Source organism: Cryobacterium sp. Sr8, from assembly GCF_004403225.1.
Lineage (GTDB): Bacteria > Actinomycetota > Actinomycetes > Actinomycetales > Microbacteriaceae > Cryobacterium > Cryobacterium psychrotolerans.
In genome coordinates this window covers 12,197-30,540 of the sequence record NZ_SOHO01000044.1, presented here as the reverse complement: position 1 = coordinate 30,540, position 18,344 = coordinate 12,197, and the positions used below count along the sequence as shown (strand labels likewise).

Annotated in this window: 13 protein-coding genes, 2 tRNA genes and 1 pseudogene; 11 read left to right on the top strand and 5 right to left on the bottom strand. The window is 65.1% G+C overall.

The genetic code is table 11. The features are described from left to right. Nucleotides 1–74 precede the first annotated feature (74 nt). The 3 genes from E3T54_RS09780 (at nt 75) to E3T54_RS09770 (ending at nt 1,649) form a co-directional block, all read left to right on the top strand. Nucleotides 75–159 (top strand) — tRNA-Ser (locus E3T54_RS09780). A 42-nt stretch (nt 160–201) separates the two neighbouring features. After that, nucleotides 202–1,470 (top strand): LCP family protein, encoded by a 1,269-nt coding sequence (locus E3T54_RS09775; protein ID WP_134475508.1) that lies wholly within the window; start codon nt 202–204, stop codon nt 1,468–1,470. An 88-nt stretch (nt 1,471–1,558) separates the two neighbouring features. Then, nucleotides 1,559–1,649 (top strand) — tRNA-Ser (locus tag E3T54_RS09770). 233 nt (nt 1,650–1,882) lie between these two features. Here the strand turns inward: E3T54_RS09770 and E3T54_RS09765 are convergent. The 3 genes and pseudogenes from E3T54_RS09765 to E3T54_RS17325 all read right to left on the bottom strand — a co-directional run. Further along, the gene (locus tag E3T54_RS09765) at nt 1,883–3,646 is read right to left on the bottom strand and encodes a hypothetical protein (RefSeq protein ID WP_134475507.1); all 1,764 of its coding nucleotides are present in this window, start codon (nt 3,644–3,646) and stop codon (nt 1,883–1,885) included. Beyond that, complete coding sequence (locus E3T54_RS09760) at nt 3,643–4,677, bottom strand: hypothetical protein (RefSeq protein ID WP_166804880.1); 1,035 nt, start codon at nt 4,675–4,677, stop codon at nt 3,643–3,645. The genes E3T54_RS09765 and E3T54_RS09760 overlap by 4 nt, the downstream gene beginning before the upstream one ends. Nucleotides 4,678–4,718: 41 nt before the next feature. Further along, nucleotides 4,719–4,820: pseudogene (locus E3T54_RS17325) on the bottom strand (IS481 family transposase); the annotation flags it as partial. A 311-nt stretch (nt 4,821–5,131) separates the two neighbouring features. Between E3T54_RS17325 and cofG the strand changes: the two are divergent. From cofG to E3T54_RS09730, 5 genes are all read left to right on the top strand, one after another. Continuing rightward, nucleotides 5,132–7,450: a 7,8-didemethyl-8-hydroxy-5-deazariboflavin synthase CofG gene (cofG, locus tag E3T54_RS09750; RefSeq protein WP_134475505.1), complete on the top strand. Its 2,319-nt coding sequence runs from the start codon at nt 5,132–5,134 to the stop codon at nt 7,448–7,450. After that, nucleotides 7,447–8,124, top strand: a complete 678-nt coding sequence (locus E3T54_RS09745; RefSeq protein ID WP_134475504.1) for an alpha/beta fold hydrolase — start codon at nt 7,447–7,449, stop codon at nt 8,122–8,124. The genes cofG and E3T54_RS09745 overlap by 4 nt, the downstream gene beginning before the upstream one ends. Then, nucleotides 8,121–9,683, top strand: coding sequence for an NAD(P)/FAD-dependent oxidoreductase (locus tag E3T54_RS09740; RefSeq protein WP_134475503.1), 1,563 nt, complete (start codon nt 8,121–8,123; stop codon nt 9,681–9,683). The genes E3T54_RS09745 and E3T54_RS09740 overlap by 4 nt, the downstream gene beginning before the upstream one ends. Continuing rightward, entirely contained in the window at nt 9,680–10,069 is a 390-nt protein-coding gene (locus E3T54_RS09735; protein WP_134475502.1) for a hypothetical protein, read from the top strand. The genes E3T54_RS09740 and E3T54_RS09735 overlap by 4 nt, the downstream gene beginning before the upstream one ends. A 168-nt stretch (nt 10,070–10,237) precedes the next feature. Then, nucleotides 10,238–10,417, top strand: coding sequence for a hypothetical protein (locus tag E3T54_RS09730; protein ID WP_134475501.1), 180 nt, complete (start codon nt 10,238–10,240; stop codon nt 10,415–10,417). A gap of 334 nt (nt 10,418–10,751) precedes the next feature. Here the strand turns inward: E3T54_RS09730 and E3T54_RS09725 are convergent, their stop codons facing one another. Both E3T54_RS09725 and E3T54_RS09720 read right to left on the bottom strand, forming a co-directional pair. Continuing rightward, entirely contained in the window at nt 10,752–11,030 is a 279-nt protein-coding gene (locus tag E3T54_RS09725) for a cupin domain-containing protein (RefSeq protein ID WP_134475500.1), read from the bottom strand. Between the two features lie 67 nt (nt 11,031–11,097). Continuing rightward, nucleotides 11,098–12,348: a CdaR family transcriptional regulator gene (locus E3T54_RS09720; protein ID WP_134475499.1), complete on the bottom strand. Its 1,251-nt coding sequence runs from the start codon at nt 12,346–12,348 to the stop codon at nt 11,098–11,100. Nucleotides 12,349–12,559: 211 nt separating this feature from the next. Between E3T54_RS09720 and E3T54_RS09715 the strand changes: the two genes are divergently transcribed. From E3T54_RS09715 to E3T54_RS09705, 3 genes are all read left to right on the top strand, one after another. Next, a complete protein-coding gene (locus tag E3T54_RS09715; RefSeq protein WP_134475498.1) occupies nt 12,560–14,605 on the top strand; it encodes a hydantoinase/oxoprolinase family protein in 2,046 nt (681 codons plus the stop codon). Continuing rightward, the gene (locus E3T54_RS09710) at nt 14,598–16,577 is read left to right on the top strand and encodes a hydantoinase B/oxoprolinase family protein (RefSeq protein ID WP_134475497.1); all 1,980 of its coding nucleotides are present in this window, start codon (nt 14,598–14,600) and stop codon (nt 16,575–16,577) included. Before E3T54_RS09715 ends, E3T54_RS09710 begins: the two co-directional genes overlap by 8 nt. A gap of 329 nt (nt 16,578–16,906) precedes the next feature. Then, a complete protein-coding gene (locus E3T54_RS09705) occupies nt 16,907–18,292 on the top strand; it encodes a cytosine permease (RefSeq protein ID WP_092323286.1) in 1,386 nt (461 codons plus the stop codon). Nucleotides 18,293–18,344: the final 52 nt, after the last annotated feature.

Below are 18,344 nucleotides of genomic sequence, written 5' to 3'. Positions count from 1 at the left end.
CGGTTTTCAGGTAATCCTGTCATTCTGGAGAGTCCGCCATCGGCTAGAATCGGGCCTTGTTCGTTCGCGAACAGGGAGGGCTGTCCGAGCGGCCGATGGAGCCAGTCTTGAAAACTGGTGGGCAGAAATGTCTCGTGGGTTCGAATCCCACGCCCTCCGCATTGCGAGGTGTCACCGCCAGCCAGGAACGAAGGGATCAGAGTGAGCGACCAGATGCGTCCACGCTCTTCGCGATCGAAGCTGAGCACCATCGCCCGGCACGGCCGGCTGAAGAAATCTAACCCGGTTACGACCGTGTTCAAGTTCATCGCCGCGGCCCTGGCCGTTCTCATGGTCAGTGGCGTGTCTGTCGCCGCGATCGCGGCCTACGACGTTGTGGCCAGCGTCAAGCCCGGTGTCCACCTCGAGAACGAGGTCGAGGGCGAGCCCGGTCCGAAGTTCAGCGCGATCAAGGGTGGCGTGAACCTGCTGCTCGTCGGCAGTGACAGCCGCAAGGGCCAGGCCGCCGTGTTCGGCGGCGAGGACGAAACCGGCGACCTCAACGACGTGACGATGCTGCTGCACATTTCGGAGGACCACAGCAACGCCTCCGTGATCAGTTTTCCCCGCGACATGTACGTGCCCATCCCCGGCTGCCCCGACGGCAAGGGCGGCACCTACGACGCGATGAGCAGCCAGAAGATCAACACGACCCTCACCTACGGCGGGCTCGCCTGCACCGTGCTCACGGTGGAGGAGCTCACCGGGCTCAAGATTCCCTATGCGGCCGAGGTGCAGTTCGGCGGGGTCATGGCCATGTCGACCGCGGTCGGCGGCGTCGAGGTCTGTGTCGCCGAGGACATCGAGGACAAGCACACCGACACCTACCTCAAGGCCGGCAAGCACACCCTGCAGGGCCTGGCCGCCCTCCAGTTCCTGCGCACCCGCCACGGCATCGGCGACGGCAGCGACCTGACCCGCATCAACAACCAGCAGGTCTTCATGTCCGCGCTGCTCCGCACGATCAAGAGCTCCGAGACGCTCTCCGACCCCACCAAGGTGTACTCGCTCGCCAAGGCGGCGACCGCCAACATGCAGCTGTCGACGAGCCTCAACAACGTCGACACCCTGATCTCGATCGCGTTGGCGCTCAAGGACATCGACCTGGACAAGGTGGTCTTCGTGCAGGTGCCCACGGGCGAGGTCGACAGCGGCGTCAAGCCCCTGCAGCCGGACTTCGAGGACATGTTCACGACCATCGCCGCCGACCAGCCGATCCAGCTGGGAGGCTCGACCGGCCGCGGAGCAACTGCTGACCCGGATGCCCCGGCAGCGCCCGAGCCGACCGCGTCGGCGGCACCGAAGCCCGGCACGTCGGCAACGCCGGCACCGAAGCCCAGCGCCCCGGCGACGGTGCTCCCCGACTCGGCCACCGGCCAGACCGCGGGAGAGTTCACCTGCTCGGTCGGCCGCACGCTCAACAACCAGTAGGGCCCGCCGGCGGCATCCGGGCCTGGTTCCTCCGGAGGCCCCCGGTGCGGTTATGATTGAACTCGTGTGTTTGCAGCGCAAGCACCAAGGAGACGTCGCATAGTTCGGCTTAGTGCACCACCCTGCTAAGGTGGAGTGCCCTTTACGGGGCACCGTGGGTTCAAATCCCACCGTCTCCGCACTGGCCCATTCGGTTTTTTCAGCGCTCGAGTTCGTTAAATTCTGACGATGCCCGGATATGCGCGGGTCTTCGGCTGAGCGTCGCCCCATTTGAGCGGGTTTTACATCGCGGAGCACCGTTCATTTGGTGCCTTCGATGCGCGCGGGTGTTTAAATGACTCTTCGCCCTGCTTTTCGGCAGGGCGAAGCATCTGGTACGCGGGTAGAGCGTGAATTGTTGATGTAGCCGGGGCTAGTCCTCAGGCGGCGGCGGTGACTCCGGTGGGGTGGCGGCCGACTCGTTGTCGTAACCTGGCGGGTCCTCGGCTGAGTAGTAGGTGTTCTCGAACGAGCGGTTCTTCGAGGTCACGTCCACCCGTGAAAGATGCGCCCGAATGAAGGTGAGAATCTTCCGGATGTTCGCGCTCACGAGTGCCATGGTCACGGCGAGCGACGCGAAGGTGTTACCGCGGGCTCGACGTTTCTTGGGGTCCTCGATGTCCTCGGTGGACGAGTCCTTGATGTACGCGTTCTGGGCTTCCACGGTGTTGCGGAGCCCATACCAGCCAGCCCACTTGGGCTCGTCGTGGGGGTATTCCTGGCCGAACTTCACCGCCTCGTGCTTCTTGTCACCTTTTCCCGTGGCCAATGGAACAACGATGGTCTTCTTTTCGATTGAGAGCAGTTCGCCCGTCTTTGGGTCGGCGACGGTGTAGCTGCTGGGGTCTGGGTACATGAACTGGCGCGACCCGTTCGGCCGTCGGATACCCTTCGGTTTCATGCGGAATGTCTTGCGCTCTGAGAGCCGCTGGGCGAGATTCTCTTTGGCGGCACGGATTGCTTCCGCGTCCTTGCCGGCCTTCTCATGGGCTTGCTCGTACAGGGCGTGCGCGTTGATGAGCGATTTGGGCATGATGTTGATGTACCAGACACCGCCGACCAGAATAAGGTCTTCGTACTGCGCCATCTTGCCGCGTTCCTTGTCTTTATCGTCGAAGACGAGCTTCGCGCCCAACAGCGCGAGCGGGAGCTGCAGTTCCTCGGCGACGGAGTTCGGCAGGTATGCGCGGTCCGCGATGAAGTGGTCGATTGTGTATCCACGGCTAAGGAGTGATTCGATGAGCCGAAGACCTTCGCCCTTGATGGCACCTGGTTTGTGGAAGCTGACGCCGTTGGCAAGCAGCGGGAAGGTGGCTGCTTCGCCGGGGGCGTTCGCGACCATCGTGGTGATTTCTGCTTCGATGGCCCAGCAGCGTTTGTCGTGCGAGGTCGAACCGCTGCCGTCGTGGCTTCCGTTTCGTACCCACCAGCCGCCGTCGTAGCTTGCGCTCAGGTGATGCCCGTTCGGGCGAGCTGAACTCGGGCCGCCGTATTTCCCGTTGAGCGGAATCTTGGTCGCATCCAGTGCGTGGTTCCCTTGGAAGCGTCGACGCAGTTCGCGTGGCATGAGGAGCACAGAACCCTCGACCAACCTGTTGCACAGGAGGGAGAGCCTCACTCGCTTGCGCTCACAAGCTTCTGGGTCTCGCGCGGCAAGGATGGCCGCGTAGCTCTCACGAGTGGGCAGCTTCTTCCGCGGGCCGGGGTAGGCGTCAACGAGGCGTTGGAGGCGCTCGACAGCGCTCCAGATGCGGTCGTACCAGTTTGGCTGAGTGATGTCGTGTTTGCGGATGCCCATGCGCTCGCGCTGCGAGTTCGTGAGCAGGGTGATGGTGTTGGCCATGTTGTTGAAGCGCAGGTCGCCGTCGACGCGCATCTGAACAAGCATGAGGGCGATGACGGCGCGCTCGCTGATGATTTGCTTGGCGCCCCGAGGGCCGAGCCCTTCTTCGCGTCGCCATTTGGGGATGAGGTCGTCGACTCCGGCGTTGTCCATGACACGTAGGGCGTCGAAGAGGCAGACCTCGAGGCTCTCATTTCTCTGCTTGCTCGTGTAGCGACGGTTGGTCATCCCGAAGGATTCCTGCATCCAGGCCTCAGCGTGATTGACGCGGTCGTGATGGCGGGCCGGAATCATCGGTTCGCCTCCCCGCGGAGGTGGCGACGGTATTCGACGGTGTCGAGTTCCGGGACGAATTTCAGCAGTCGGGCGAGGTTCTCGAACTTTTGGACCCCGCCGGCGCGCATGAGCGCACGCATGTTCGTGCGGTTCGCGAGGTGGGTGACCAGCCAGGTCGCTCGCATCCGGTTGGTCTGCGGGACGGGCATCTTGGAGGTCCTGCCGACACGCTGGATGAACTCGTTGACCACATTGCGACTTCCCTGGCGGGACGGGTCGCCGAAGACGAAATCACCGTCGTGCAGGTCGGAAATAGCCTCCTGCAGCCACGGTTCCCACTTGGCGAGCAGGGGCACGTACCGCGCCTTTGCGCCGCGGACGGTCGCTAGTACGCCGTCTTCGTCAAAGAGAAAGTCTTCGTGGCGTGCGGTCAGTATTTCGCCTGCCCAAAATCCCGCTCCCATGCTGAGAGAGAGCAGGACCATGGCGTTCCGTTCGCGCTCCGGAGACTTCTGCCCGCGTGCCCAGTTCTCGAGCCGCACCTCCTCGCTCGGAGTGTATGGACGCATCGAGTCCTTCGCGCTCAACGGCTTGAACGCCGTGGCGGGCGTGTCAGGAAGGAGCACCTCCGAAACGCGCATCAGGGTGGCACGGTAGTTGCGCCGAGTAGTCGCCGCGAGGTTCAGGCTCGGGTGGCTGACATAGCGTGCGACGACCTCGGGGCGGAATACAACATCGGCGCGAAGCGGGAGCCCGGCCTCGTTGACCGCCCAGTCGACGAACCTGCCGCAGATGACCAGGAGGCGTTCCTGAGTGTAAGCGCAGCGTGGCGTCGCGATAGCGGTGGCGTCTTCGACAAAGACCTGGATGCGTTCCCATCGCGCTGTGCTGATATTGCGTGGCGTGTAGGTCGTCATGGCCCGCACGCACGCCTCGGGGAGCTCCCGGTGAAATCGTGTCGCCATGTCGGCAACAGCTGCCGGCAGGTCGTCGGGAAGGGCGCGGAGAAGTCCGACGAGGAGGACGAGCGCGGCACCGTGTCTCCCCACGCTTCCGGAGTCACCCCAACATGGCCGCGCGAAGCACTGCNGGCGACGCGGGCTTGCGCCCAGCCGTCTCGAACGACGAGTTGGGCGAGTTTCAGGCGCCCTTCCGGGGTGAGCGAGGCGTTGGAATGGGTAACGTAAGAGATGAGGGCCTCCGTGGCATCGGCTTGAGTGTGGTAACCCAATCGATACCGGAGGTCCTCACCTTTTTAGCTCACGCCACGCACACAACCTCCGTGGGAACAACACCTAGCGGGCGGGGTCGTGGCGGATGCTGCAAGCCGTTACGCGGCGCTCCGGGCGTTGCGGCCTCCGCCCCGACCCCGCCAAGGGCAGGGAGCGGATTCGGGAACCGTCAGGTACTAGCACTCGCAAATGCGCTGGCGTCCGTCGTCCCGACCTCGCGAATGGGCGCGCTCCCCGTCCCTCATGCTCCGCCCGGTCGTAGACTCGACGAATGACAACAGCACTGCCGCTGCCGGTGATCTCCACGGCTCGCCATCCGGGAACCCCCGGCGCACTGGAGCGAGCCGCGAGCGGTGCCGCAGTGGGCGGCGACGACGCGGAGATCCTGTTGCAGGCTAGGGGCGGCGACCTCGACGCGCTGCTCGATCTAGCTGGCGCGCTGCGCGACCGGGGACTGGATGCAGCCGGCCGGTCCGGCGTGATCACATACTCCCGCAAGGTCTTCCTTCCGATCACCAACCTGTGCCGGGACCGCTGCCACTACTGCATCTTCGTGGAGACCCCCGGCCAGCTCTCCCGACAGGGTAAGTCGCTTTACATGTCGGCCGAGCAGATCCTCGCAGTCGCCCGGCAGGGCGCGGCGATGGGCTGCAAGGAGGCGCTGTTTACCCTTGGCGACCGTCCGGAGGAGCGCTGGCCCGAGGCCCGCGAGTGGCTGAACGAGCACGGCTACGCGACCACCATCGACTACGTCGCGGCGATGGCGCGGCTGGTGCTGCGCGAGACCGGCCTGCTCCCCCATATGAACCCCGGCGTGATGACCGCAGCCGAACTCGCCATCCTGCGTCCTTCCGCCCCGTCGATGGGGATGATGCTCGAGACCACGGCGACCCGGCTCTGGTCGGAGAAGGGCCAGGTTCATTTCGGCTCCCCCGACAAGGAGCCGGCGGTGCGGCTGAAGGTGCTCGAAGCCGCCGGCGAGGCAAAGGTGCCACTGACCACGGGCATCCTGGTCGGCATCGGCGAGAACTACCGCGAGCGAGCGGAGTCCCTGATCGCGATCCGGGATACCCACGCCAGGCACGGACACGTGCAGGAGGTGATCGTGCAGAACTTCCGCGCGAAGCCGTCCACCGCGATGCGCAACGTGGCCGACCTCGCCATGACCGACTACCTGGCCGCCGTCGCCGTCGCCCGACTGGTGATGGGTCCGCACATGCGGGTGCAGGTACCGCCCAACCTCTCCGACGTCGAGGAACTGCGTCAGCTGGTGCGCGCCGGTATCGACGATTGGGGTGGCGTGAGCCCGCTGACCGCCGACCACGTGAACCCCGAACGGCCGTGGCCGCAGGTGGATGACCTAGCCACCAGAACCGCGGAGGCAGGCTTCGCCCTGCGCGAGCGTCTCACCGCCCATCCCGAGTACATCGACGCCGAGTGGATCGACCCGGCGCTGCTGCCCAGGGTGCAGGAACTCGCGGAGCCAGGCACCAGGCTCGCCGTCGAGGGCAGGCGCCCGGTCGGGCACGGCGCCCGTGCGATCGGCTCGGCCTCCCGCTCCACACTCTCCCGCGCGGCCGACGATCCTGCCGGGCTCAGCGACTGCGACTACGCCGAATTGCTCGTGGCGGACGGTGACGACCTCGATCGCTTGACCGCCCTGGCGAGCGACCTGCGCCGCTACACGATCGGCGAGGCGATCAGCGTCGTCACCAACCGCAACCTCTCCTCCGACCGGCTGGGCGCAGAACTGCCCGAAATTGACGCGGTGGGCGCCATCGCGGCCGACGCCTGGGAGCTCGGCGCGACCGAACTCTGCGTGCAGGGCGTGCTGCCAGCCTGGGCCGACTACCTCGATGTCGCGCGGCGCGTGAAGACGGCGGCCCCCGGCATCCACCTGCACGCCTTCAGACCGGCCGACCTCGACGACGGGGTGCGGCGCAGCGGCCTGAGCGACCGTGAGTTCCTTGAGGCGCTGCGCGAGGTCGGGGTCGACTCGGTACCCGGAACCGGGGTGAAGATCCTCGACGAGTCGGTGCGGGAGCGCTTCGCGCCGGGCGACCTGCCAGTCGCCCGCTGGCTGGAGCTGATCCGCGCAGCGCACGGGCTGGGCATCCACTCGACCTCGGTGATGGTCTACGGGCTCGGCGAGACCGCCGCCGACCGGGTGACCCACCTGCGCACCCTGACCCGGCTGCAGGACGAGACCGGCGGCTTCCGCGAGTTCGTGCCGATGCCCGCGCTCGGCGGGGCGAAGCCGCTGGTGAGTGGTCGCAGCGAGACCGACGAGCACCGCGCGGTGCACGCCGTCTCGCGCCTCATGCTGCACGGGCGCATCAACCACATCCAGGTGCCGTGGACCCGGCTCGATACCGATCAGGTGAAGTGGATGCTGAGAAGCGGCGCCGACGACCTCGGCGGCACCCTGTTCAACGGCCGCGTGCTGCCCGAAGCCGGCGTCGAACACGGCAAGGAGCTGAGCCTGGACGCCGCTGCGCGGATCGCGCACTCCCTCTCCCGCCCGCTGCGCCAGCGCACCACCGCCTACGGCGAGCCGAGCGACGAGCGAAAGGCCGCGGTACGACGGTGACCACCACCCTCGTTCTCGTGCCGGGCCCGAGCGGCCGTGTCGCACACGACTTCGACTTTCTCGCCCCCATGCTGGCGCGTCGCCGCAAGGTGGTCGCGGTCGACCTGGAGCCCGGCGACCCGGTGGCGCAGCTCGCCGCTGCCGCTCCCGAGGGCGCGACGGTGCTGGGTTACTCGCTCGGCGCAGCGGTCGCGGCGCGCTACGCGGCCGAGCATCCGGATCGGGTGCGAAGCCTGATCCTCGTCTCCGGCTGGTTGTCTCCCTCGGCCAAGCTGCTCGCCTACGCCGCACTCTGGTCGGTCATCCACGATGACGCGGTGCTCGCCGAGGTCGCTCGGCAGTCGCTGTACAGCGCAGCCGGCTGGGATTACTCGCGGCCGGTTCCCGTCGACGCCCGCGCCCGTGGCCTGATCGCTTGCCTCAGCGCGTCCGTCGAGGCCGAGGCGATCACAGCGCCGACTCTGGTGGTCGGTGCGGCGTCCGACGAGGTCGTCGGCCGCCGGCAAACCCGGCTGCTGTTCGGAGCCATCGCCAACGCCCGATATGCGGAAATCGCCAGCGGGCACGCAATCGTACACGAGCGCCCGGCCGAGCTACTCGCCCTCGTCGACGCCTTCCTGCACGATCCAGAAGCGCAGCCGGCGGGGTCAACCCTGGCCCGGAGCCAGCCGTGAGTGGCACAGAGCACGTCGACCCGCGCGCCGCGGCGCGAGACACCGAGAAGGCGGAGCACCGCGACGTCGTCGTGGTGGGGGCGGGGTTCGCCGGGATCGGCGCGGGGATCCGGCTGAAGCGACGCGGCATCCGCTCGTTCCTCATCCTGGAGCGCGCGGACGAGGTCGGCGGTACCTGGCGGGACAACCACTACCCGGGAGTCGCCTGCGACGTGCCGTCGCACCTCTACTCCTTCTCGTTCCGGCCGAACCGCGACTGGTCGAGCGTGTTCTCGCCGGGCGGCGAGATACAGCGCTACCTCGTTGCGAGCGCCCGCGAGGAGGGCCTGGCGCCGCACCTGCGCTTCGGCACCGAGCTGCTCGACGCGCGCTGGGACGACGACGGGTTCTGGCGGCTTGACACCAGCACGGGGCGGCTGACCGCCGGCGCGCTGATCATGGCCTGCGGCAGGCTCAGCGAGCCGCGCATCCCCGAGGTGCCCGGGATCGACCGCTTCGAGGGCGAACTGTTCCACTCCGCCCGCTGGCGACACGACGTGGACCTGACCGGCAAGCGCGTCGCCGTGGTCGGCTCCGGCGCCTCCGCCGTCCAGATCGTGCCGCGGCTCGCCGAGATCGCCGCCGAGGTGGTCGTGCTGCAGCGCAGCGCGCCCTACATCGTTCCGCGCGACGAGCGCCGCTATACCGACGCCGAGCGTTCTCTGTTCCACCGGCTGCCCGAAGAGCTGGCCGAGCACCGGACCGAGCTGTTCTGGAAGGCCGAGGAGGCTTTCGCCCAGCGCTCGGGCGATCCGTCCAGCACCGATCGAGCGAGGCAACGAGCCCTTGGGCACCTGGCCGCGCAGGTTCCGGACGCGGTCATCCGCGACCTGCTCACCCCGGACTACGAGATCGGCTGCAAGCGGGTGCTGATCTCCAACGACTACTACCCCGCCTTCTCACTGCCGAACGTGCGGCTGGAGCGCTCGGCCCTCGCCGGGGTTGACGGCGGTACCCTGATCACGGCCAACGGCGCGAGGCACGAAGTGGATGTCGCGGTGCTCGCCACCGGCTTCCACTCGGCCGAGCAGCCTTACTCGGCCCTGGTGCACGGTCGAGGCGGGCTGAGCCTCGCCGAGCACTGGGTCGACGGCATGACCGCGCACGCCTCCACCGTCGTCCACGGTTTTCCGAACCTGTTTGTGATCAACGGGCCGAACGGAGGGCTCGGCCATAACTCTGCGATCTACATGATCGAGTCCCAGCTCGACTACGTGCTCGGCGCGCTGCAGTTCGCCGGGGACAACCTCGTGCTCGAGGTGAGCGAGGCGGCCGAGAACGACTACACGGCGATGATCGGCAAGCTCTCGGCCGGTACGGTATGGACTGCGGGTGGTTGCGAGAGCTGGTACCTGGATCCCCGGAATGGCAGGCTCACGCTGCTCTGGCCGGACTTCGCCCACGCCTTCCGAGCCGCCAACGGCGAGTTCGACCCGTCACCGTTCGATGCATCGGCACGCGAGGCCGTGCCTTGCAATCTGAGGAGGAATAAGTCCGTGCTGTTTAGTCGAGCAGAATGAGCTGGATAGCTATCGTTCCGGTGAAAGGCACTCGGGACGCGAAGAGTCGGCTTGATCCGATCAGGGCGAGGACCAGGCTGGCGCTGGCGTTTGCGCTCGATACCGTTGCTGCTTTGCGGGCCGCGACCGAGGTGCGCGACGTCTTCGTGATCACGGGTGACCACGGAATCGGTCACGCTTTTTCCGCTCTCGGTGCGAGCGTGCTGCACGATCTTGGTGCCTGGTGTGCCGGGTCGCGACACCCGGCCCACGTGGACGCGAAATTCTTCATACAAATAGGCGTCATTCGAACCTTCGCTTTCGAACCTCCGCTGGACATTTTCTTAGGTAGACCGAATCCTTTCACCAGAAAGAAAGCGGCAGGAAAACAAGAAAGGCGTCCTTGACGCATCATTCGGAGAGTCCAGCAGAAGAGGCCAGCGGTCCGCTCCGAACTCCGGGCCGCCGACCACCTCCGGTTTTGGTGAGGGCTATGCCACCGCTTTTGCCACGCGACACGGCCAGCTGCCGCGTGTATTTTTAGTTTCGACCCGCCGTTCCTCGCTGAGGCGTCAGTGGCCGAGCAACACGTCCGACGGTGCCGCGCGGCGCTCGACGCCGCGATCGATCAGGCGGACGATCGTATCGAAGAATTTCGGACGAAAATCGCTACCAGCGGCAACGGTGAAACTGCGGTCGGGATGACAGTTGAGGACCTGGACAATGCGGAAAGCCGTTCGAAAGTGGCGTCGTGACTTGGTCGTTATTAGGTTTCCGGACGAGTTGAAGAAGCCAAGTTATTCGCTGCGCCAAGCTCCTCGAGGTGTCCAGTCTGGACTGCTGTCGGTATGTCAGACTCCTCGGCGCAACCCACCGTTCCCTACATGGAGGGCCGGCATCGCTAGGACGGCGACCGATCGGGCACTGAGGTGGAATTAATTCGGCGATGTGATGGAATCGAAACTATTCGTCTCAGCTCCCTTTAGCTCTATGAGTGGCCTGTGGGAATTACGTGAACTACCCGCACTGGGGAATTCAGCCTGTGCAACGGCCGAGTTCGTTAAATTGCGAACTGCGCGTCGAGGGTCGCTAGGACAGCTTCTCGGTTTCGACGAACACGATCGTGGCTGAACCTCGGTTCGCCACGGTGTGCTCGGCGCCCGCCGGGCGAGTGTAGCTCTGGCCGATGCGCAGTTCCGCGGCAATCTCCGACCCGTCGGCGTTCGTGACATACATCGTGTCGTTGACGAGAGGCACCACGACGTACTCGAATTCGTGCCGGTGCATGGGGATCGCTCCACCGGGCTCGATCACCCACTTCGTCACCCGAAAGATGCCGTTGTCGATCTGGGTCTCGCTGATGGCCATAGCGGTTCCTTCGATTGTGTTGTCGTTGAGCCGAGCATACTTGCCCCGCTTGCCCTGGTCGCGCCGCTTACCCGGCGGCCGCTACGTCGTGTTGGTGGCCCAGCGCACGTTGACGCCCCAGCACAGGACTCTGGAGGCACAGGTACAGGTTCGTCACGAATGCCGCAGACGTGACCGGCTCGCCGAACAGCTCCTCGATCTTCCCGAGTCGATACCGGATCGTGTTGGCATGCACGAACATGGCCTGCGCGGTGGCTGAGATATTCAGATCCAACGCCAGATACGTCACCAGCGTTGCGTGCAACGTGTCGGCATCGCGGAGTTCGTGCAGAATCGGGCGCATGCGTGCCAGCAACTGCTGTCCATCCACCTGGGAGAGCAGCCAGGTCGCGAGGTCGACTTCGTCCAGGCGCACGATCTCGGTCGCCGTCGCAGGGCCGGCGTCGGCTGCAAAGGAGCGTGCCCGCGACCGGGCGATCTCCAGCGCCGTTTCGGCCTCGCGGAATGCCCCCGGGGTTTCCGCTAACGCCCCGAAGGGCGCCGACGTGCCCACGGTGAGCGTCTGCGCGACGTGATTGAGCCACGCCTCGGCACGTCCGGCCGCGGGAATGACCGCGCTGATGGTCGCCGGTGTCTCTTGATTAAGCCTGCGGATCGAAACGAGCAGTGCCACTCCGAAGCTCTTAGCCGAATCGATCAGCCGTTGCACGTGCGCCTCGGTCGCCGATTCGCCCCCGGGCGCCGCCGCCTCCAGCGCGCGCAGCGGCACATAACTCGGGAACTTGTACTGGGCCAGTCGTCCCCAGTGCCGGTGCTCGCGCGAGGGCAGAACCCCATCCTGCAGGGTGGCCAGCACGTGCGCGTTGTCTCGGCGATCGCGCAGGCTCGCCCCGTGCTGGATGCCATTCACCGCTGCCAGCATGCGCTCGGCGGTGTCGAGCAGCACGTCACCGAGCCGGGGCAGCAGATCCTCGCTTCGGGTGCCAATGGCCAGCACGTGCACGCCGTCGTGCAGGGCCACCGTGCGGGTGCGCAGGTGCCATCTACCAATCGAAAACTCCTGATCGGTCGCGTGCGAGGCTGCCACCTCGTTCCAGATCAGCCGGGTGGGGGCCTCGCCTGAGCTTTCGACAATTGCCCCGTCGGCGTCATACACCACGGCCGCGCCATGACACAGGTCGGCGACCCGTCCGACGAGCGCCTTCACCGGCTCCTCCATAGACACGGCGTTCAGTAGCAGGTTGGTGACTTTGAGGGTGAGGGTTAGCTCCGCGGCCTGGTCCGCAAGCGACGGGTTTGAACCGGTTCCCTGCTCCATGACTCTCCTCCGCGCCCGAATTCTGCCCGCGCGGAGGAAAAAATCTGAGAAAGTTCAGATGAGGTCCTGCGTTGTCCGGGGGGTTTTGGAGATTCTACAGGCGTGCCCCGGTCGAGGTTTGGATATTTCTAATGACGAACGGGAACCGTGCCCCCACAGTTGTCATCAATCCATTCATTGACCAGTCCCAGAAATCCCAGGAGGAACACCGATGACACAACTCCGCGTAGCCGTGGATGTTGGCGGAACCTTCACCGACGTGTGCATCTTCGACGAAGATACGAAGACCATGCGGGTGACAAAGGTTCCCTCAACGCCGCATGACCCAATGATCGCCGTCATGAACGGCGTTGAACGGGGTGAGATCAACCTGTCCGACGTCAGCCTGTTCTCGCACGGCACCACCGTGGCGACCAACGCTCTGATCACGAGGAAGTTTCCGGCCGCCGCCCTCGTCACCACCAAGGGGTTTCGTGACGTCATCGAGATTCGCGACGGTACCAAGGACGACCTCTGGGATGCCTACAACGACGTTTCTGGTCCCTACATTCGCCGCCGTGACAGATTCGAGGTGAGCGAGCGTATCGACTTCTCGGGACGCACGGTCACCCCGCTCGACGAGGAGGAGGCCCGCCGGGTGGCGGCCCTGCTGAAACGGCGCGGCGCCAAAACCATCGCCGTCTGCTTCCTCAACTCCTACGCGAATCCGGCCCATGAGACCCGTATGCGCGAGATCCTCGAAGAGGAGATCCCGGATGCCACCGTCTCGACCTCGGCCGAGATTCTGCCCGAGATCTTCGAATACGACCGGTTCAATACCGCGGTCGCGAACGCGGTGCTCGCTCCGCTCGTGTCGGGCTACGTGAACCGCCTCGCCACCCATCTGAAGGATGGCGGCTACGCCGGCGATCTGCTGCTGTTGCACTCGGGTGGCGGCTCGATGACCCCTCGCATGGTCGAGAAGTACCCGGTGCGCCTGGCCGCCTCGGGCATCGCCGCGGGGGCGATCTCCGCAAAGCACATCGCCCAGCAGTGCGGCTACGAGAACGCGGTCAGCCTCGACATGGGCGGCACGTCAACGGACATCGCCCTCATCGCTGACGGCGAGCTGCGCATCACCAAGGAGTGGCAGGTGGAGTACGGCCACCCGATCATCTTTCCCTCGATCGAAGTACTCACCATCGGCGCGGGCGGCGGATCGCTCGCCCACATCGACATTGCCGGCTCGCTACGTAACGGCCCCCAGTCGGCCGGGGCGGACCCCGGGCCCGCCTGCTACAGCATGGGCGGCGACCAGCCGACAAACACCGACGCCAACGTGGTGCTCGGCCGGCTCGGCACCTCGCTCGCCGGCGGGGCCAAGAGCCTCGACAAGCGTCTGTCCGCAGAGGCCATCACCCGATTCATTGCGGAGCCACTCAACCTGGAACTGGCCGAGGCAGCCCACGCGATCGTCGCGGTCGCCAACGCGAACATGGCAGACGCGGTGCGTCTCATCTCGATTCGTCGAGGCTACGACCCGCGCGACTTTGCGCTGCTCGCCTTCGGTGGCGCGGGTGCGCTGCACGGTGCTGACGTTGCCCGCGAATTGAACATCCCTGTCGTCATCGTGCCGCCGAACCCCGGCGTCACTTCGGCGATGGGATGCCTGCTCGTTGACATTCGTCACGACCTGTCACAGATGTACACCGGGCTGGCCGCAAACGCGGACGCCGATGACCTCGAGGCAAGCTTCACCGCCCTCGAGTCTGAGGCATCCGCCCGCTTGCGGCATGAGGGTGTCGCCGACGAAAACGCGCTGTTGCAGCGGCAAGTGTCGATGCGCTACCTGGGCCAGTGGCGTTCTCTCTCGGTGCCGATGGGGTCGGGCGAGGGAGCGCTCAAGCAGGCGATCACGGCGTTTCACGAGCAGTACGAGCGCGAGTTCGCCTTTCGACAGGATGGCACGCCGGTGGAGATCTACCAGTTGCACCTCGCCGCCATCGGCAAGACACCCAAGCCCTCGTTTCGACCGCATGCGCGCACGTCGACCCACCCCGGGACGCCGATCGATACCCATCCCGTGTACTTCGGCGCCGACGGATGGCTGGACACACCGGTGTACGACCGCGACACCATCCCGGCCGGGGCCAGGTTCCGGGGCCCGGCCATCATCAACCAACTCGACTCGACCACGGTGGTGCCGCCATACACCCACGCCGAGATCGACGAATGGCTCAACATCCGTATTCACCTCGAGGAGATACTCCATGGGTAACACCGCAACGGCAACCGCCCCCCTGACCACGCTGGATCCGGTCACTTTCGAGGTGCTCAAGAACGCCTTCGCAACCAGCGTTGACCTCATGAGCGAACAGATCCTGCGCACCTGCTACTCCTTCGTCATCTATTCGCGCGACTTCTCCTCGGCATTGTGTGATGCCGAGGGCAACACCGTGATGCAGGGTTCAGGGGACATCGCCGTCCACGTCGGCACGCTGCACTTCCAGTGCAAGGCCGTGATTGAGGAATTCGGGACGGACATTCACCCCGGCGACGTCTTCGCCATCAACGACCCATATCGAGGGGGCACTCACTTCAACGACGTGTCGTTCATTCGTCCGATCTTTGCTGATGGCGAAGTCATCGCCTATGCGCAGAACAAGGGACACTGGGCCGACATCGGTGGCAACGTGCCCGGTTCCTTCGATGTGAACGCCAAGGAGCACTTTGGGGAAGGCCTGCGCATAACTCCGGTGCGGGTCTGGTCCAAGGGCGTGTTTCTCCACGATGTGGCGCAATTGCTCGTCTCCAACACGCGTGCGCCTGCACAGGCCATGGGCGACCTGCACGCCCAGTCCGAGGCGACCGCCGTGTGCGAGCGACAAATGCAACGCCTCATTGGCCGATACAGCACCGCAACGGTGAAGACCGCGCTCAAGGAGACACAGGACTACGTGGAGCGAACCGTGCGCCGCCGCCTGGAGACGCTGCCGCGTGGCACCTGGGAAACAGTCGACTACATGGATGCCGATCCCGGAAAGGGTGAGGGGCTCGTACCCATCAAGATCAAGCTCACCCTGGACGGCGAGGGCATTCACTATGACCTCACCGGCTCGGCACCGGTTGTTGAAACATTCCTCAACTCGGGCTATGGCACAACGTTCTCAGCCATCTACGCCGGCACCAAGACGTTCTTTCCTGACGTGCCACTCAACTCGGGATTCTATGCGGCCGTCACCGCGGACATCGGGCCAGAGGGCACCGTCGTGAACGCTGGATGGCCCTACGCGGTCACCGGCTTCTGCTCCGGCCCCTACGAGAAGCTGATGAACGGCATTTTCGAAATTTGGTCCCAGGTCATGCCTGAGCGGGCCATGGCGTGTGCGTTCAATCTCGAATACCTGCTCGTGGGCGGCCGCGATGCGCGCAGTGAGAAGAAGCCATACTTCATGTGGTACGACTGGATGGCCGGCGGCTGGGGTGGCCGCGCGTCCAAAGACGGCTCGACGGCGACCGCACCAGTGTTCGGCCCCGGCCTCGCCGTGCAGCCGCTCGAAGGTCAGGAGCGTCTCTCGCCCGTGCTCACCTCGGTGCATCAGATTGCCGTCGACTCGGGTGGCCCCGGTCGCTTTCGGGGTGGCTGCGGCATCGAAAAGGGCGGGACGTTGACCGACGCCGAGTCCACAGTGATGAGCTACTCCTGCGACCGGGCTCGCTCCATCACCTGGGGCATTGAAGGCGGGCTGCCCTCGATCCCGCACGGTGTGTGGCTCAACCGCGGATCTGACAACGAAAGGTTCCTCGGCTCAAACTTCTCGTCGGTGCCCCTGCAGCCGGGAGACTCCTTCATCCGCCCCTCCGCCGGTGGCGGCGGGTACGGCGACCCGCTTGAACGCCCGGCGGAAGAAGTGCTGGACGACGTCATCGACGGCTACGTTTCGCTGCGTCGCGCTGCCGAGGACTACGGTGTGGTGATCGATGAGATCGATGCCGAGCTCGATGACTTCCGAATCGATTTTGCCTCCACCGCTGCCAAGCGCGAGTCAATCTCCGCGCAGCGGCAGGGGTGGCTCGAAGTCGACCCCACGGTGATCGCAGAAGGCTACAAGTCGGGCGAGATCGACATGCTCGATGTGATCCGCCGCCATGGCGTCATCCTCGACTGGGGCACGGGCGAGCTCTTTCCCACGACCACGGATCAGTTCCGTGCGCTGATGGAACGGCGGTCGGCGCAACACTGGGGCTGACCGCAGCAGACGCCCTGGAGGTCTGGGGCGGGCATCCGAGCGGGCATGCGCAAGTACGCGCGCGGTGCAGGATGCCCGCCCAGATATTGTGCAACAGCACAATAATTCGAATATTCCTCGGGCGCATGCCCACTTGTTAGCACCTGCAGTATTTACCCATGATTGCTGAATGTGAAAGCCTCGCGGCGCTCACACTTTCCCTCACCACGAATGACTGGGGCCGCGCACCGCTCGGCTCCCAGGCACGGCATCACCACACGACAGTCGCATGCGAGCGCCACCCACAACGACGTTCCGGCCGTTCGCGCCTGTCACTATCGGAGGTAACAGTGAACTTGAATTTGACCGGCAGCAACGACACCGTTGAGGCCACGGATGCGCTCTACAGAGAGGGCAACGATGAAGATCAGATGACTCGCGGCTCGCTCTCGATGGCGTGGTACGGCGTCGCCAGCGCGATGTTCTTCGTCTATATCGGGGCCGCCATGGCGATGGCCTACGGCACCCTCAACGCTGTTATCGGCCTCGTGCTCACGATCTTCGTCTACGGTCTGATCAACCGGGTGCTCGCCAAGTACGCGATCAACAACCGCACCACCGTGGCGTTGTTCTCGCGCACCATTCTCGGGACTGCCGGCTCGTCCATCGCCACGATCATCTTCGCCCTCGTCGCCATCTACTACGCGGTCTTCGAAGGATCCATCGTCGCCTACGCTTTCCAGACGGCATTCGGCGGCCCGACGTGGATGTGGTACCTGATTGTTGTGGTCTACTCCACGCCGCTGATCCTCGGCGGCGCACGCAAGTTCATCGACAAGCTCAACGGATGGCTCCTGCCCATCTACCTGGGCGGGCTCATTGCCGCCGTGATCTGGGCAGGCGTGCAGTACGGATTCACCGACACCTGGCTCACGCAGCAGGCTGACCTCGCTGTGCCGCTCGCCGTCGGCGGACCCGGCTGGCTGGCCACCTTCGCCGGCTACATGGGCGTGTGGATCATGATGATGTTCACCATGGACTACGCGGCCCTCGGCAAGCGCAAAGACATCAAGTTCCACCAGCGCTGGAGCTTCGGCTGGCTGTTCTACATCGTCGCTTACGGATTCAGCGCAATCGTGGGCATCTTCCTCACCTTCACCATTCCCGGCATGGAGGTCTCGGAGACCGGCGTGGCAGGCGGTCTCGTCTCCATGATGGGCATCCTCGGCCTGATCGTCGTCTTCGTCTCGCAGACCCGGATCAACACCGCCAACTATTACCTCGGTGCAGCAAACCTCAAGTCATTCGGGGAGCGCGTTTTCCGCGTCAAGCTGCCCAACCTGGTCTGGGTGCTCATCTCGTCGCTGATCATCTTCCTGCTCATGTTGCTGCCCATCGTGCAGTACATCCTGCTCGCGCTGGCGTGGCAGGGCGTTCTGGTCACGGCGTGGGTGGCGATCGCGCTGACGCACATTCTGCTGAACCGTGGCAAGAATGAAGAACATGGCATGCTCGGCGACGCGCACTACCGCTCATTCAACAACTCGGGCCTCATCGCCTGGATCGCGGCCACAGCCATCGGCATCCTCATGCTCCAGCTCGGGGCGATCAACCCGGACCTGGCCGGTGTGGGTGCGACTTGGGGCCCGATCACCACTGCGGTTGTTGCTGCGGTTGTCTACGCGCTCCTCTGGAACGGCACTTCCTCCAGAACCGCGCTCCGCGTCAAGCGGTAACCGCCGCCGCGGCTCACACAGGTGGGGGCGCCCTTCGGGGTGCCCCCACCTT

Excerpts from the sequence above, each read along its gene's own strand:
- E3T54_RS09765 (WP_134475507.1), bottom strand. The coding sequence starts at position 3,646 with ATGATTCCGGCCCGCCATCACGACCGCGTCAATCACGCTGAGGCCTGG.
- cofG (WP_134475505.1), top strand. The coding sequence starts at position 5,132 with ATGACAACAGCACTGCCGCTGCCGGTGATCTCCACGGCTCGCCATCCG.
- E3T54_RS09735 (WP_134475502.1), top strand. The coding sequence starts at position 9,680 with ATGAGCTGGATAGCTATCGTTCCGGTGAAAGGCACTCGGGACGCGAAG.
- E3T54_RS09725 (WP_134475500.1), bottom strand. The coding sequence starts at position 11,030 with ATGGCCATCAGCGAGACCCAGATCGACAACGGCATCTTTCGGGTGACG.
- E3T54_RS09720 (WP_134475499.1), bottom strand. The coding sequence starts at position 12,348 with ATGGAGCAGGGAACCGGTTCAAACCCGTCGCTTGCGGACCAGGCCGCG.
- E3T54_RS09715 (WP_134475498.1), top strand. The coding sequence starts at position 12,560 with ATGACACAACTCCGCGTAGCCGTGGATGTTGGCGGAACCTTCACCGAC.
- E3T54_RS09710 (WP_134475497.1), top strand. The coding sequence starts at position 14,598 with ATGGGTAACACCGCAACGGCAACCGCCCCCCTGACCACGCTGGATCCG.